Here is a 15,548-nt window from a genome sequence, read left to right on the forward strand (position 1 = left end):
GTTCAGTGCACCGTGGAAGTGATAGCCACGGCTTCTGATACTGATTGTTCAAAAATCGCCAGCACCTCGTCCGCTTCCTTCTCTGTAATATTCAGCGGTGGCAGGAAACGCACAACTGCCGAATGACGTCCGCCAAGCTCCACAATAAGTCCATTGCGGAAGCACTGCTGCTGAATGACAGAGGCCAGCTCCCCATACTGTAGGTAATGTCCAAGACGGTCTTTACCGCCCTGCGGATTAACAATCTCTACACCGATCATCAGTCCCCGGCCGCGAACATCACCGATCTCTGCAAAACGTGCCTTCAGCGCTTGCAGCCTGGTCATAAACTGCTCGCTGCGCAGCTTCACATTATGCAGCACGTTATGCTCACGGATGTATCGCAGCGTAGCCAGCCCCGCTGCCATGCCGAGTTGATTGCCACGAAATGTACCTGTATGGGCCCCTGGCTTCCATTGATCCAGCTCTTCCTTATAGATCACAACAGACATCGGCAGGCTTCCCCCTACCGCTTTGGAGCAAATAATGACATCCGGTACAATACCTGCATGCTCAAACGAAAACATACGACCTGTTCGACCAATGCCCGTCTGCACCTCATCAATAATGAGCGGGATACGACGTTCTGCCGTGATCCGGCGCAGCTCTCTCAGCCATTCCAGATCTGCCGGAATCGCCCCGCCCTCGCCCTGTACCGTCTCCACAATCACACCGCATGGCGCTGCAATCCCGCTCTCGCAATCATGAAGCAGGTTCTCAATGTACTGTGCGCTTAACCGGGCGGTCATGCCTTCACCTATGCCAAAGGGACAGCGATACTCATACGGAAATGGCAGGAAATGTACGTCTGGCAGCAGGCTTTGCAGCTGTTCTTTTTTGCTCAGATTACCGCTCATTGACATCGTTGCCTGAGTTGAACCATGGTACCCGCCGCTAAACGCCAGAATGGACTTTCCACCTGTCGCATGTTTCACCAGCTTGATCGCTGCTTCCACAGCATCTGCCCCGGTTGGACCGCAAAACTGGATTTTGGACGTATCCCGCATCTCTTCAGGCAGCATGGAAAACAGCTCCTGCATGAACGAAACTTTTAGCGGTGTAGCCAGATCCAGCGTATGTAACGGAATCTGCTGATCCAGCATTTCCCGAATGGCGTTTACAACCGTCTCATGGTTGTGCCCGAGCGCCAGCGTTCCCGCACCGGCCAGACAATCATAGAACTCACGGCCTTCGATGTCTGTAATGCGGATGCCTTGTGCCTTACGGATGACGAGCGGAAAATGCCGGGAATATGCTCGCGCACTTGACTCCTTCTCATGCAGCAGCTTCAGGTAATCCGTCTGTACCTCTACTGACATAACTGTTAAACGCCCCTTATCATCAATTCAGGCTAGAGAATGCCTGTTCATTTGCTTTGTACTGGTTCTTTGCTATATAAATTGAACTAAAGAATTTACACAATCCACTCCGATGACTGTCCTCTCCGTTAACTGTGACATACATATTCCAGATATTGACGTACAACGTCTCTTGTTGTCCCGCCATGCGGATAAACATGATGTGTCAGATCCGGCAAAGCGTTCACCTCCAGAATACCTCCTTGTGCGGATGTCAGAGGAACACGGATGTCCTTACAACGCACGTCTATACCGGCAACATCGATCTGGAGCGCCCTTGCAGCCTGAACCATCATGCGGGCATTATCAGGATGGATATCATGCGTACAATCACAGTAATATTCACTGATCTTCCCGGCTGCCGAATTCCGCAGATCATACAGTTCAATTTCCTTCCCCCCAGAAGGCACGTCATCAAGACTTACACCTTGCTTGTGAAGAACGTTCAACAAACGTACGTTTGTCAACTCATGATGCAGTTCAATCTCGGGAAAAGCTTCAACCCTCCCGATCTCCGTCTCCATAATCCGGCTGTTGTTCAGCATCTCGATAAGTTCCCTTACAGAAGAGTTGCCATTACCGGTAACATACACAGGTCGGTATTGGTTGACTGCCGCAACCTGCTCATTAATGATTAGCACCCGGTAATCCGTTCCAATGACATACTGCTGCAGCAGTATTCCGCTGCCGAACCCGGCGGCGAGTTGAATGGCCTGGTTCAGCTCTGCATCGGTACGCACATCCAGTGTGACCCCCTGACTGCTGCTGGCATCCAGCGGTTTGACCACGATGGAGCCATGTTGTCCCAGAAAAGCCTCCGCTTCTTGTCCCATCGCTGTTACAACGACATGTGGAGGGACTGGCATCCCTTGCTCCTGCAGCAGCAGATTACACGCCTGTTTGTTCTTGGCAAGCAGTCCGGCGATCAGCGGCAGACGATGTGTTCTTGTTTTGTTAATGATGACCTGCTTGTGTTCCAGTGACAGCTTCAGGAAATCCTCGCATCCATCCACAAGCGGTTCACAGCGAATACCCATTTCTCTCGCTTTATGCAAAATCAGACGATTCTGCAGGTTTTTCATGCCTTTCGGAAATACGGAGTCACTTGTGCTCATGAAGTTCATATCCGACCTTCCCATCGGTTGAATTTATTGATAATGATTATCAATATCATGCAAAATCTATTTTATGGCAATTCTCGATATATTGTCAATATAAAACTTTAAAGGTAAAAATAGTTCTTTTAAGAGGGGACTCTCTCACACTGAGCTGTTTGTAGGGATCAAAAAAGGCATAACAAAACGGGCGAGTTATAACTTGAATGTTCTTCTACTCGCCTGTTCTGTTATCGCCGTGATGACGAAGTTTTGTAACTGCGTGGGGGGATATGCTCGTCGCAGCTGCTCTAACAGTTAATGATGCATAAACCTGCCGCTCATCTAGCAAGCTGTGTATAATGACGCTGCTCTGCATTCAGCTTCCTTCCTCTTCCGTGCGGAATACAGGTCGGCGTACCGAATAACGGATCTACAGCGATGTCACATTCCATCTGAAAAACGTTGCGCACAAGCTCGCGTGTAATAATATCCTCCGGTTTACCTTCTGCATAGATTGACTTGTTGTGCACCGCCACAATATGGTGTGCATAGCGGCAGGCCAGATTCAGGTCGTGCAGCACCATCACGATGGTACGCCCTTCCTTCTCGTTCAACTCGAATAACAGATCCAGAATATCAATCTGATGGGTCATATCCAGATACGTTGTAGGCTCGTCCAGTAAAAGTGTTTCTGTCCCCTGGGCAAGCGTCATGGCAATCCATGCACGCTGACGCTGGCCACCCGACAGGGCATCTACCGGCCGATCAGCCAGAGCCGTCAGATGCGTGGATTCCAGAGCCAGCTCCACCATGCGCTCATCCTCACGCGACCACTGCTTCAGCCATGTCTGGTGTGGATATCGCCCCTGGCGAACCAATTGACTCACTGTAAGCCCTTCTGGCGCCGTGGGCCCCTGCGGCAAAATAGACATACGTCTTGAAATTTCTTTGGTCGGAAGCTTCGCGATCTCTTCGCCATCAAGCAGCACGGTACCCGAACTGGCTTTCAGCAATCTTGCCATTGTTCGCAGCAGTGTAGACTTGCCGCAGCCATTGCTGCCGATCAGCACCGTGATTTCTCCCTTGGGAATGGTCAGGTTCAAATTCTCAATAACAGGCTCTGCTCCATAGGAGATGGTAAGCTCCTTGGCCTTCAGAATACTCACGGCTTCTCCTCCTTAATATTGATTTCGATTTTTGAACAGCAGATACAGGAAAAACGGTGCGCCAATGCCTGCGGTAAATACCCCGGCCGGAACATCAAGCGGCAGAAATGCCGTTCTTGCAATCAGATCAGCCGCGCAGACAAGTAACGCCCCGACAAAACCAGACACGAGCAGCAGGCTGCCAAACATACGTCCGACCAGCTTTCTTGCGATATGCGGTGCAATCAGACCGACAAACCCGATTGTCCCGGCTACCGACACAGCAATCCCCGCAAGCAGCACACTGCATAACAGCAGCGCAGACCGGTGCCACTGCACCTTGACGCCAAGCCCTGTAGCCAGATCATCCCCGAATTCCTGTGCATTCAGGCTCCGGGCTAACCAGATGGCTAGCGGCACAACGATGACAACAACAGGCAGTATCGTCTTGATATCCGTCCAGGTGGCACCGTAGATGCTGCCCGTCAGCCAGATATAAGCCTGAGTGGCTGTATAGAACGGGCTCAAAATAAGCATAAAGGTTGTGCCTGCCCCGGTTATGGCCGATACGCCGATGCCAATCAGCACCAGACGGATCGGTGTAACTCCCTTTTTCCAGGCCAGCACATAAATGATGAAAGCCGTGACCAGCGCACCGATGACCGCAAATAGCGGCAACAACTTAATGCTCACCGCTCCGCCCAGCAATGATACGAACCCTACCGCAGCTACGGCAGCCCCTCCCGTTATACCGATCACATCCGGTGAAGCGAGCGGATTACGAATAATGCCCTGTAACAGTGCACCCGACATACCAAGTGCAGCACCTACAAGCAACGATAACAATACACGCGGCAAACGCAGCGTAAGCACGACAAAATCATGCTCGCCTGCGTTTAATCCCAGGATCGTTCGCAGCACATCCCACGGTGCAATAAAGTCACTGCCCAAACTTGTTCCGACAATGCCGGCAGCCAGAAGCAGAATGACACACACGGAGATAACCAGTACGGATTTGCGTTCCACCTGCATCGACACAGTATCCTTTTTATTACGATACGTCAGCATCTTTTTCATATCTTCGTTACCCCCTTACGGGCAATGTATACGAAGAAAGGTCCGCCAATCAGAGCCGTCATTACACCGAGCGGTACCTCCTGCGGCACGATAACCAGCCTTGCCACCACATCGGCAGACATGAGCAGAATGGCTCCACCTGCGAAACAGTATGGCACAAGCCAGCGATAATCATTGCCAACCAAGGCACGCATGATATGAGGAACAACCAGCCCAACCAGTCCAATAGAACCTGCTACTGCAACAGATCCACCTGCAAGCAGGACAATCGCTAAGCCCATCAGCACCTTAACCAGCAAAACATTCTGTCCCATGCCTTTGGCAATGTCATCCCCCGTCAAGAGCAGATTGATCGCCCGTCCCATAAAAAGAGACACCAGTGCGGCCGCAGCCATGTACGGCAGCACCGGATATAACATTTCCAGTGTTCGTCCGCTTACGGAACCGGCAAGCCAGAACAATACATCCTCCAGCCCTGTGCCGTTCAGCACCAGAATCGCTTGGGTAAAGGAAGCAAACAAGGCTGAGATGGCCGTCCCCGCCAGCACAATTTTGATTGGTGTCAGGCCATCGCGTCCGAGGGAGCCAAGACCATAAACAATAGCGGCGGAAATGGCTGCTCCTGCGAATCCAAACCACATCATCGTGGTCAGAGAGGACACGGACAACACAACAACGGCAATCACAATAAAGAAAATAGCACCTGAGTTAATGCCAAATACACTCGGAGATGCCAGTGGATTACGTGTCAGCGCCTGCATCAGTGCCCCGGCAGCTGCAAGGCTTGCACCTACAACAGCGGCAATGACAGTACGCGGTAAACGTTCGGTCATAAGCACCACCTGTTCAACTGAAGTTTCATCGTAGGCATGCCAGACCTGCCAGAGCATATGAAGTGTAATATGGGTGCGACCCAGCATCATACTGGCAAACGCCGCAAGCAACATGAGCAGAAATAATGCAATCAACCCGTATATTTTGGCACTCGCTTTGGTAAAAAGGGGAAACATACACTCACTCTCTCATCTGTAAAATGAAAAAGGACCCGCCTGCCCACTACTTCGCTTGCGAATGTTCTGGTGCATGGCAGGTCCTGCTGCTGTTATTACTTATTCAGGTTGAAAATCTTATATAAATCATCCAGCATCATATTGGCTGACGTGTATCCGCCGGCCATATTCCAGGCAACCTCGTCCACCTGGTAGAGCTGATTGTTTTTCACCGCATCGAGGTTTTTCCACAATGGACTGCTCGTCCAATCTTTATAGTTCTTCTCAATCGCAGCGGCATCAGTACCCGAGTTGAAGTTAAAGATCATATCTGCATTCATATCCGGAATGTTCTCTTTGGAAGCCAGCTGCACACCCCACGTATCCTGATCATGCCCTGCAGGTCTTGTGAAGCCGAGCTCTTTCAAAATTTTCCCCGCGTAGCCCATATAGAAAATGCGAACCTGATCCGCTCTAAAGTTGGTAATCGTTGCTTCGATCGGGAGCCGGTCGCCCATCTTCTCTTTGAAGTCAGCAACACGTGTTTCCCAGTCTGCGAGCAACTTGTCAGCCTCTTGCGTTTTATTCAGGGACTCCCCGACCAGCTTCAACGTTTCTTTCCAATCAAACAACGTTTCAGTCACTACGGTAGGTGCAATCTGAGACAGCTGATCGTATATCTCTTCATCTCTGATCTTCGTTGCAATAATCAGGTCCGGCTTCAGCTTGTTGATCTCCTCCAGATTCGGCTGGGATTCCTGACCGACTTGAGGTACACCGTCGAGGTCTTTACGCAGATATTCATACACCGGCTGCTGAACCCATGATTCAACGACACCTACCGGCTTCACGCCGAGAGCAACAACCACATCGTTCGCCCCCTGGAACAGCGTTACGATCCGTTGCGGAGTGCCTTTGATTGTGGCTTCACCCATCGCATGTTTGATGACCCGGGTCTCATCTGCTGCCTTGGCAGAAGTATCTTTGTCTGTGCTGCCTTCCGTGCTGTTGCCGTTTGTTGCAGAGCTTGCTGTATTGGTGCTGCCTGACCCTCCGGAAGCACAACCAGCCAGCAGCGAAATCATAAGAATAAGCGCTGCATAAATATATAATTTTCTCTTGAATTGAAACATGGAATGTCTCTCCCCTTTTCTTCCTAAATGATATTGAATCTCATTATCATTTGTATTGTAATGGAGAACTTTCATTTAGACAAGCTTTAATTTGGTAAAACATTCATGATGTTATTTAGTCATTCCATCTTATAAAACATCTCTATTAAAGGCATTTTGAATCAACCTATATAATATGAATCCATACTTTCAATTTTCGTAAAACCATATATGTAAAATTTATCTTTATTATTTTTGTTCTAATTATTCCCTTTTCTTTCGTTTCTTTTGTGAAAAATGAGATATTCATATTAACTTATGATTATGCATCATATCTCTTTTTTACATGAGTAAAATCGATTTATACAATGACTGGATAAGCTATATTTTCTAAATAATTACTGTATTTCAGCCTACTTATATGTTAGATTATCCCTTGGTATAAAATCACATTTATAGAGACAGGGGACAGTTAACATGAAAAAGAATTGGGTTCTATCGATCCTGATGAGTATCGTCTTGTTAGGCGGCGTATTTGTTCCAGCCGGGCATTATGCTTCAGCAGCGGACAGCACAACAGTAACTTCAGATGAAGAAATCAACGTAGATAATGACAGCCCGGAAGCACAGGAGCTGACGGCAGAAGAGCAGGATCTTCTGGATTATATTGATGCACTGGACGCAGCTGGTGTTTATGAAAAGAAAGCTTTGGACGCCATAGGCGGGAATACATACATCACCTCCTCGAATCGTAAATCTTTCTTTCTCACATTAAACAATACAGCTATTCCAAATTACACAAAGTATGTTTCCATGCTGAAGCAGATCAAGCCGGAAAATGCGGAGCTCAAAAAAATTCATGACAAATTGATCAGAGGCAGCTACGCACAGCTGGAAGCCTATCAATTGTTCAAAAAGGCTGTTTCCAAAACAACGGTAAACAGCACGTTCCTTAAGCAGGGCAATGACAAGGTTGCTGTGGGTAAGAAGAGCATTGAGCAGTATCTTAAAGAAGTTCAGAAATACGCAGAAAAGCTGGGGTATGAGTTTTAATCCTGTCCTCTGTATAACGGTTAATTGATAAATAAGGAAAAAAAGTGTTTTCTTTTGCAAAAACAATTCGTATAATAGCGATATAATTCAAAGGCTATGCTGCCGAAAGGTACAACCTCGTGAACGTTAGAGGCTGTGCCTTTTTTGCGTTTTCAGTAGCATTTTTAGCGGCGTTTGTAGCCTGATTTGCTTTTATATCCATGTGCCAAGGAGTGATTTTCATGATGTTGGAAGCGATCTATCACCGTCCCAAACTGAACTGGTCTTATGCCTACAACCGTAACACCATGCATCTTCGCTTGCGATCCAAACGAGGGGATCTGGAGGCCGTTATTGCGATTACAGGTGACAAATATGCCTGGGACCGTACCATAACGCACATTCCTATGCGGATTTTTGCACGTGACGAGATGTTTGACTACTGGGAGGCCGAGACATCTCCGCCCTATCGCAGACTGCGTTATGCCTTTCAGCTTATTCAAGGAGAAGAATCCGTCTGGATGACAGAGCGCGGATTTGAGCAGGCACTGCCGGATCATCCGCTGGAAATGTTTGATTTTCCATTCATGAATCCAATTGATATTTTTGAGCCACCTGCATGGGTTAAGGATGCTGTTTTTTATCAGATTTTCCCCGAACGTTTTGCGAATGGCGATCCTGCCTTGACTCCAACAGGTGCAGAGCCATGGGGCGGTGAGCCAACACCAGTCAATTTCTTTGGTGGAGACCTGCAGGGTGTGATGGATCATCTCGACCACCTGAGTCAACTCGGGATTACGGCGATCTATTTCTGCCCGCTGTTTGAAGCTACGACTAACCATAAATACAATACCGCGGATTACCTGAAGGTCGATCCTCAGTTCGGTACGAATGAGCAGCTGAGAATGCTTGTGGATGCCTGCCATGCCCGTGGTATACGGGTTGTGCTGGATGCGGTGTTTAATCATTCGGGAAGAGAGTTTCCTCCTTTTGTCGATGTCATGAAAAATGGTCCTGCTTCCCCTTATGCAGATTGGTTTTACATCAAGGATTGGCCGCCACGTGTAGAGGATGGCATTCCGACATACGACACTTTTGCATTCGAGCCGCTTATGCCAAAGCTCAACACGGAGAACCCCGACGTCAAAGCCTATCTGCTGGAGGTTGCACGCTTCTGGATTGAAGAGATGGATATCGACGGCTGGCGGCTGGATGTGGCTAATGAGGTGGATCACCAGTTCTGGCGCGAGTTCAGGCAGACGGTCAAAGCGATCAAACCCGATGCCTATCTGCTTGGCGAGATCTGGCATGATTCTTTGATGTGGCTGCAAGGAGATCAATTCGATGCGGTCATGAATTACCCTTTTACCAACTCTGTACTGGATTATACCGTGCATGGCAAGCTGGATGGGCTTGGATTCGCCAACGAGATTGGCAAACTGCTCGCCTCGTATTCAAGGTCTGTTACGGAAGCGGCCTTTAACCTGCTGGGCAGCCACGATACGCCACGCCTGTTGACTTTATGTGATGGGGATATGCGGAAAATGAAACTGGCGGTAATGTTGCTTTTCTCTTATCCGGGTGCACCTTGCGTATATTATGGGGATGAGGTTGGGCTGGACGGAGGGTACGATCCGGGCTGCCGCAAATGTATGGAGTGGGATACCAGCAAACAGAACCGCGAACTGCTCGAATTTTTCACTCGTACCATTGAGCTGCGTAAACAGCATCCCGCCTTACGTAGTGCAGAACTGAACATCGTTTATGCCGAAGCAGCCGACCCTTGTCTCGCTATGGAGCGTGTCGATTCGGAGACGGGGGAACATGTGCTGCTGGTGCTCAATGCCAGTGATGAGCCTCGTAAACTGGAACTGGCGCGGGAAAATCATAACGTCTGGCGTGATCTGCACACCTCTTCTACGGTTGAAGCCAGACAGAACAAGTTGACCCTGGATCTGGAAGCATACGGCTTCTCTTTATTGCGGCTTGAAGCGAAGCAGCCAGCGGAGGCCTGATTGTTAGCCAGAATCGGTCTTGATGCTTGCCATTTGCATCGCTTCTATTTTTTTCACCAAACAGCCCAGCGCTCCAGCAGCTAATCGTCCTCCGTCATTTTGGCAACGTATCTCGAAGGGCGTTGCTCGAAGGGCTGAACGTGATTCCCGTTCAGCCCTTCTTTTTAAAAACAAGTAAATCATGCCGTGGCCCCCCCTCTCCCCTGCTTCCCAAACTCTAACGATTCCAGATGACCTTATTTGTCCAAATTTAGCGTTGCTGGAATTCTAACGAATCTAAGAAACCTTATTTACCCAAAAAACCTCAATAATGGCATACCCCCCAGCAAAATCAGCCAAATAACGTTTCTGGGGATCGTTAGAATTTTAGAAGCCTTCATTTGCCCCAAATAAGGCTTCTGGGGATCGTTAAAAAATGGAAGTTAGATCTGGACTCTGATCTAGACTCTGAATTGAGTTGAATTCAAAATTTAAAGAACATATTTGCTGGTGTAAATGAGTCATTCCGTTTATTGAAGGTTATTGGGAGTTACTAGATTTGATGAGGATATTAGGGTTATTGGGTTATTGGATTTTTAATTGATTGGTTGATTGGTTGATAAGTTGGTTGGTTGGTTGGTGGTTCGTGGTTCGTGGTTCGTGGTTCGTGGTTGGTAGTTCGTGGTCGGTAGTTCGTAGTTGGTGTCCGTGGTTGGTGTTCCTGGTTGATAAGTTAGTAGATAAGTTACTTGATTGGAGATGTAGCTCCTTTCGTGATTGAGTGCAGCCCGATTTTGCCTTTGGTGGTTTGTTTATGGGCTTAACGGTATTCCTTTCGTGGTGTCGTTGTGTGCTCAATGTAGTTCTAGTGTGTTTAGTGGTCTCGGTGGTTTTGTTGCGATGGTCTACTGTGCTTGGTTGTTAGTTTGACAAGGACGTTAATTGAATTCATTGAATTGTTGAGTTACACAGGTGATTGATTAGATTTCTTCGCTTCCCTTTGTTTTACTTTGTTTTATTTATTATTTATTTGTTTTACTTCGTTTTCGTTGTTTTTCTTTACTCACTTCACTTCATTTTACGTTACTTCATTTTATTTTTGTCCATTTGAGTTACTTCTCTTAACTCCTATCGCTGCAGGAACCCCAATGAACGCATATCCATTTGAATTATGCGTTCTTGGGTTCATCCTTAGATTTATGGATTTTTGTTGAATTCTTAGATTTTGTAAGCTTGTTTTGATTGAATCGAGAATGGATCAGACGATTTAGTCAGGATGCCGTAGCGACTCTTCCCTACTCTCCCCTGTACAATTTACTTATCCCTGATCCACTGAGGATACTGGCTTTCTGACCTTTTTCATACGCGTACTAACCAGTTCTTCCTCGGTGACAACGATTTTCTGTGGAATTTTATATGCAGGCAGCTTATCCCGGCAATAAGCCCAAACGGCACGGCGCAGTTCGGCTAATGAACACGGCTTTGCAAGTCGAATGGCAACTTTCACCTGTTGCCCTGTGATGCCGCTCACCTCGCCAGTGACCACCGCAGCCTCAATGCAATCCATCTCTTCCAGCACACTCTCGACTTCAGCGGGGTATACCTTCCAGCCACCTACATTAATGATCTCGGAACGACGGCCCAGAATGCGGATATATCCGTCCTCCACCATAGCCTCGTCTCCCGTTCGCAGCCAACCGTCTTCTGTAAAAGGAGATGCCGCATTCAGGTAACCGATCATTGCCGTTGCGGTATGGATCTGCAATTCACCGTCCACTACCCGGCACTTCACCTCATCATCCTGAATGGAAAATAACAGAGATCCCGGCTCTTTGGAACGTGTCGGCAAAATGCCTAATTCCGACATCCCGTAGGCCTGAATGGTTCTGATCCACGGAAAGCGCCGAGTCCAGGCTGTCAGAACTGATTCGGGCATCACTTCCGAACCATAGGAGACTACTTCCAGACTCGACAGATCATACGTTTCATCTTGTTTTCCCAGAAGCAGCAGATTCATAAATGTCGGGGAGACAGGCAGTGCCTGTACGCGATGTTTCTCAATCGTTCGGCACACTTCCTCTGGAGTGCGATCCGCCACAATACACAGACATCCGCCGCTGGACAGGGATTGCAGCATTGTGTTCACCCCGCCGATATGATCAAACATCATAAAGGGTATGGTCCGCAAAGGACGCACCTGCCGTCGAAAGGACTGTAACAACCGGTCTGCCCGGTGAACCGTCGCTTTGCTCACGCCCGTAGAGCCTGAGGAGAACAGAACCAACCCACCAATCTGCTCCATTCCCAATTCAGTCAAAATGGATGGCATCGCTTCTTCATGAGACTCGCACCTTTGTCTTGCAACGAGCCTGCCAGCGTATACCCCCAAGCGCACAGCTACATGTGCCAGCTTTACATACTCGTCCCGTTTCGCTTCGACCAAATTTCGATCGATCGGAAGCACAATGCACCCTGCTCCCAGCAAGGCCAGCATTGCCGATGCTGCATAAGGAGAATAGTCCTCTTCCAGTGTGACAACCTGCCCCGATATCCCCTCTCTTCCGATCCATTCTCCCATGAGATAAATCTGGTCAACCAACCAGTCGTAGCTGTACTCTTGATCCCCCATAATGAACGCCGGGTGTTGTCCGTGAGCAGCAAATCGCTCTAGCAAAAAATCAATCACCTCACACCCTCCTCATCACTGCCACCCATCCACTGCTGTGCAATATAATTCACTAGCGAGCCTACCGTCTGATACGGGCTTTCAGGCAAGGAAGCAGCGGCAATCTCGGCGAGAGCGTTCCCCAGACCTTTTCCCCAATGCTCTTCAATGCCCTGCTCCACCACAGCTAGTAAAGACACCAGTTCCAATGAATTCAGTCGTCCATCCCGACCATATAAGGGAGCATTACCGCCCTCATCCAAGGCAATGAATGTGTTATGATACGCATTTAATTCCCGGCAGCTATCTAGTACAATGCGCAGCAGGGCTGCCTTGTGTTCATTTTCATTGTCTAAAACCACTCCGGATTGCCTTGGATATGTAGAAGCTTGAGGCAGTGCTCGTCTTAATGACTCATACCAGTGCCATTCATCAGCGACCAGCCCTTGCACGATGTCTGACAACTGTGTTTTCCACCCTTCGCGCCGCTTCATCCGCCCTACCTGAAACAGGTTATTCGCCTTTTCCCACCGGAGAATGATACTCTCATACGCTTTGGCATACTGATCGAGCGATGCACCCAGCCATTGGGCCGACTCCTTGAGCACATCCCTGAAATAATAACGACTCCACCGCATATCAAAAAGCAGACTCGAAAATCGTGCTTCGCTCTCCGTATCTCCTCCCGTGTTTCCTTCCAGCGCATCGACCAAACTCGTAGATACGGCATGTCCAAAATAAAAACGCCGCGCGCCCTCCGTGACCGTTCTGCCTGTCAAAAATTCATGCACCTGAGTAGTCAGTGCTTGAGCCAGCATCTCTTGGTAACCCTGCAAATCCAGCAGAACTTTTGCCTGAATGTCCGTCGCGCCATAGGTACGCAGAACTTCCCTCTGCTTCACACCTGCAAGTTCAGGCATCGCCGGATGGCCTCGCCAAAAATCATGAAAAGCCGCATGATCTACCTTGCCTTTAAACTTATAAAAAACCGGATCATAGACGTACATGTGATCTTCATCCATACCGTACACCGCAAGCCAATGGTCGACCAGATAATGCCGTGAGCCTGGTTTAACATGTTTGTTAATATACTCAGGGTTGTGATAATCGTCGCAATACGGCAGATGATAGCTGGTACCTGTCGCCAAAAAAAGTCTGCCCGCTTCCAGCTGCCGCTGAATCTGCATTTTTCCTTCCTCAAAGCTGCCCAGCTCCCGCTGGTCATTCATCTTCCAGATCGGTTCGTCGTAACCCAGCTTGTGAAAATACGTCTTGACCAAGCCGTTATCTTCGCATGACGGCAAGCTATATAAGCGGCTGGCAGCCAACATGGCCAGACTTGACATGGAGCCCTGCCGCTGAAGCACTTCGTGAATCAGAGGGAAGTTGCATGGATAATAATAGGGGATGTCCAGTATTGGATCGAATGAATGGATGATCATTTGGGGGAGCCTCCTGTTTCTGCTTTGGCAGACGTACTGCCCCAAGCCTGGATATGATAGTGAAGAGATCGATTTTCAGTCGCTCGAAATACTCGATTGGCTATGGGATGGCCATCCAGATCGGTCTCAAATTGCCGAAAACCACGCGTAAAACGGAAGGAGAAGCCACTGTCTCTTGGAATGCAGTAACAGCCTTCGTAGTGATCATCACCTACATGCATGAGCTTCATGCCCATTCCGCCGTAGATGAATTTCTCCTGTTGCTCCGATGCTGTGAATCCGGATGCGAGCTCAGCCTGCATACAGACCTGTACAACGGGAGTTAGTTCAGGTATAACACTGTAATCTCGTGCTGCCGCCAGCTCTCCAACTTGCAATGTGATGGTTGCACTACCTGTGGCATGAGGAATCAGCGTACCATCTGCAAGAACCTGAAGAACTTCGGGATGACTTGAAACATACTTTCCGGTTAGCAACGTCTGACTTAGACCATTATCATACTGGAGCCGTGCCTGAACCCTTACCTGCATCCCGCCTTTCAGCCCGATGACAGTTCTGCCATACAGCTCTAATGAAATCGGCTGCCCTTCTTGGCCGAACATGTATATCAATGGTACATGCACACGTGCTCCCCAATCGGCTTCCTGATGGCAAGCATCCGGCTGTTCGAAGTAAGCCAGCTTTGTCTCAACCGCTCCCCGTTCCAGCATCTCCTGTACGACCCTTCTCACCTGTTCGGGCAGGAACAATCCTTCGGTGTCTCCGATATCCACCCACATTTTCACATCTGGAATGGTATCCGGCAGTCGGTACATGTTTTTCTCCCGCAGTCCGTTCTCCGCTTGTTCATCCAGTTGTGCATCCACAAAATATGGAGACATCATAATCAGCTTGCCAAACACATCTGGGTGATGCATTCCGATATGCAAGTTGCATAAAGCGGCGGCCGAAGAACCCAACAATCCCGTGTTATCTCTATCCCTTTTTGTCCGGTATCGCCGATCAATCATCGGTTTAAGCTCTTGAATAATAAAATGCTCGTATTCCCTTCCTGACCCTCCCAAGCCGGGGAATTCTTGCTCACCGTCAACGTAATGGTAGAACTCGTTGCGGGTAACCGGACGAACGTGTGCAATGGCAACGATGATAATGGGCTCCATGCGACCAGAAGAGATGAGTTCATCTGCCACTCGATCCAATTGCCACGTCTCGTTTCCCGGAGTGGATGGCCCGAATACCCGTTGTCCGGCATGGGCGTATAACACCGGGTAATGTCGTTCCGTCTGTTCCTCGTAACCTGGCGGGAGATACACGTAGATGTTACGCCTGTTTCCAAGCTGCGATGCCTGTATGCTTTCCAGACACTCCACAACTGATTGTGTCTTCACTGCCTTCAACCGCCTCTCTTTTCCGTATCCTGCTGAAGCGTGCAGGTGACAACAAACAACCCCGCCTCAGAAGAGACGGGGTTGTCCCGGATATGTCAGTCGGACAAGCAAACTGAACCCGGGATGCATTGCCCTTTAATTGGGGTGAATATGCGAATAGTTTAAATCGAGTGGGGTACTTTTGTAAATATGAAAATAGAAAAAAAATGC

General features: G+C 48.7%; 12 protein-coding genes. 2 read left to right on the forward strand and 10 right to left on the reverse strand.

Annotated features, from left to right (window positions below):
* Positions 1–2: 2 nt before the first annotated feature.
* The 6 genes from HNR77_RS19895 to HNR77_RS19920 all read right to left on the reverse strand — a co-directional run bounded on the left by HNR77_RS19895 (position 3) and on the right by HNR77_RS19920 (position 6,838).
* The gene (locus tag HNR77_RS19895) at positions 3–1,358 is read right to left on the reverse strand and encodes a diaminobutyrate--2-oxoglutarate transaminase (protein WP_184188096.1); all 1,356 of its coding nucleotides are present in this window, start codon (positions 1,356–1,358) and stop codon (positions 3–5) included.
* A gap of 128 nt (positions 1,359–1,486) precedes the next feature.
* On the reverse strand, positions 1,487–2,521 hold the full coding sequence (locus tag HNR77_RS19900; protein WP_260410705.1) for an ATP-grasp domain-containing protein: 1,035 nt from the start codon (positions 2,519–2,521) through the stop codon (positions 1,487–1,489).
* Between the two features lie 311 nt (positions 2,522–2,832).
* A complete protein-coding gene (locus tag HNR77_RS19905) occupies positions 2,833–3,660 on the reverse strand; it encodes an ABC transporter ATP-binding protein (RefSeq protein ID WP_184188099.1) in 828 nt (275 codons plus the stop codon).
* A 12-nt stretch (positions 3,661–3,672) separates the two neighbouring features.
* On the reverse strand, positions 3,673–4,716 hold the full coding sequence (locus tag HNR77_RS19910; protein ID WP_184188102.1) for a FecCD family ABC transporter permease: 1,044 nt from the start codon (positions 4,714–4,716) through the stop codon (positions 3,673–3,675).
* Positions 4,713–5,726 (reverse strand): FecCD family ABC transporter permease, encoded by a 1,014-nt coding sequence (locus tag HNR77_RS19915; protein ID WP_184188105.1) that lies wholly within the window; start codon positions 5,724–5,726, stop codon positions 4,713–4,715. The genes HNR77_RS19910 and HNR77_RS19915 overlap by 4 nt, the downstream gene beginning before the upstream one ends.
* A 95-nt stretch (positions 5,727–5,821) precedes the next feature.
* On the reverse strand, positions 5,822–6,838 hold the full coding sequence (locus HNR77_RS19920) for an ABC transporter substrate-binding protein (RefSeq protein ID WP_184188108.1): 1,017 nt from the start codon (positions 6,836–6,838) through the stop codon (positions 5,822–5,824).
* A gap of 456 nt (positions 6,839–7,294) precedes the next feature.
* On the opposite strand from HNR77_RS19920, the gene HNR77_RS19925 reads away from it, so the two are divergent.
* On the forward strand, positions 7,295–7,870 hold the full coding sequence (locus HNR77_RS19925; RefSeq protein ID WP_184188111.1) for a hypothetical protein: 576 nt from the start codon (positions 7,295–7,297) through the stop codon (positions 7,868–7,870).
* A 221-nt stretch (positions 7,871–8,091) separates the two neighbouring features.
* Positions 8,092–9,864, forward strand: a complete 1,773-nt coding sequence (locus HNR77_RS19930) for an alpha-glycosidase (RefSeq protein WP_184188113.1) — start codon at positions 8,092–8,094, stop codon at positions 9,862–9,864.
* Positions 9,865–9,867: 3 nt separating this feature from the next.
* On the opposite strand, the gene HNR77_RS19935 is transcribed toward HNR77_RS19930, so the two are convergent.
* From HNR77_RS19935 to HNR77_RS19950, 4 genes are all read right to left on the reverse strand, one after another.
* A complete protein-coding gene (locus tag HNR77_RS19935) occupies positions 9,868–10,047 on the reverse strand; it encodes a hypothetical protein (RefSeq protein ID WP_184188116.1) in 180 nt (59 codons plus the stop codon).
* Positions 10,048–11,161: 1,114 nt separating this feature from the next.
* On the reverse strand, positions 11,162–12,529 hold the full coding sequence (locus tag HNR77_RS19940; RefSeq protein ID WP_311768651.1) for a class I adenylate-forming enzyme family protein: 1,368 nt from the start codon (positions 12,527–12,529) through the stop codon (positions 11,162–11,164).
* Positions 12,526–13,950, reverse strand: coding sequence for a cysteine peptidase family C39 domain-containing protein (locus HNR77_RS19945; RefSeq protein ID WP_184188119.1), 1,425 nt, complete (start codon positions 13,948–13,950; stop codon positions 12,526–12,528). Before HNR77_RS19945 ends, HNR77_RS19940 begins: the two co-directional genes overlap by 4 nt.
* Positions 13,947–15,338, reverse strand: coding sequence for an alpha/beta hydrolase (locus HNR77_RS19950; protein ID WP_184188122.1), 1,392 nt, complete (start codon positions 15,336–15,338; stop codon positions 13,947–13,949). The genes HNR77_RS19945 and HNR77_RS19950 overlap by 4 nt, the downstream gene beginning before the upstream one ends.
* Positions 15,339–15,548 lie beyond the last annotated feature (210 nt).

This window comes from Paenibacillus sp. JGP012, from assembly GCF_014203995.1.
Taxonomy (GTDB): Bacteria; Bacillota; Bacilli; order Paenibacillales; family Paenibacillaceae; genus Paenibacillus; species Paenibacillus silvae.

What these genes read in the sequence shown, in the direction of transcription:
- HNR77_RS19895 (WP_184188096.1), bottom strand. Translation starts at nt 1,358, where the DNA reads ATGTCAGTAGAGGTACAGACGGATTACCTGAAGCTGCTGCATGAGAAG.
- HNR77_RS19900 (WP_260410705.1), bottom strand. Translation starts at nt 2,521, where the DNA reads ATGAACTTCATGAGCACAAGTGACTCCGTATTTCCGAAAGGCATGAAA.
- HNR77_RS19910 (WP_184188102.1), bottom strand. Translation starts at nt 4,716, where the DNA reads ATGAAAAAGATGCTGACGTATCGTAATAAAAAGGATACTGTGTCGATG.
- HNR77_RS19915 (WP_184188105.1), bottom strand. Translation starts at nt 5,726, where the DNA reads ATGTTTCCCCTTTTTACCAAAGCGAGTGCCAAAATATACGGGTTGATT.
- HNR77_RS19920 (WP_184188108.1), bottom strand. Translation starts at nt 6,838, where the DNA reads ATGTTTCAATTCAAGAGAAAATTATATATTTATGCAGCGCTTATTCTT.
- HNR77_RS19925 (WP_184188111.1), top strand. Translation starts at nt 7,295, where the DNA reads ATGAAAAAGAATTGGGTTCTATCGATCCTGATGAGTATCGTCTTGTTA.
- HNR77_RS19930 (WP_184188113.1), top strand. Translation starts at nt 8,092, where the DNA reads ATGATGTTGGAAGCGATCTATCACCGTCCCAAACTGAACTGGTCTTAT.
- HNR77_RS19935 (WP_184188116.1), bottom strand. Translation starts at nt 10,047, where the DNA reads ATGATTTACTTGTTTTTAAAAAGAAGGGCTGAACGGGAATCACGTTCA.
- HNR77_RS19945 (WP_184188119.1), bottom strand. Translation starts at nt 13,950, where the DNA reads ATGATCATCCATTCATTCGATCCAATACTGGACATCCCCTATTATTAT.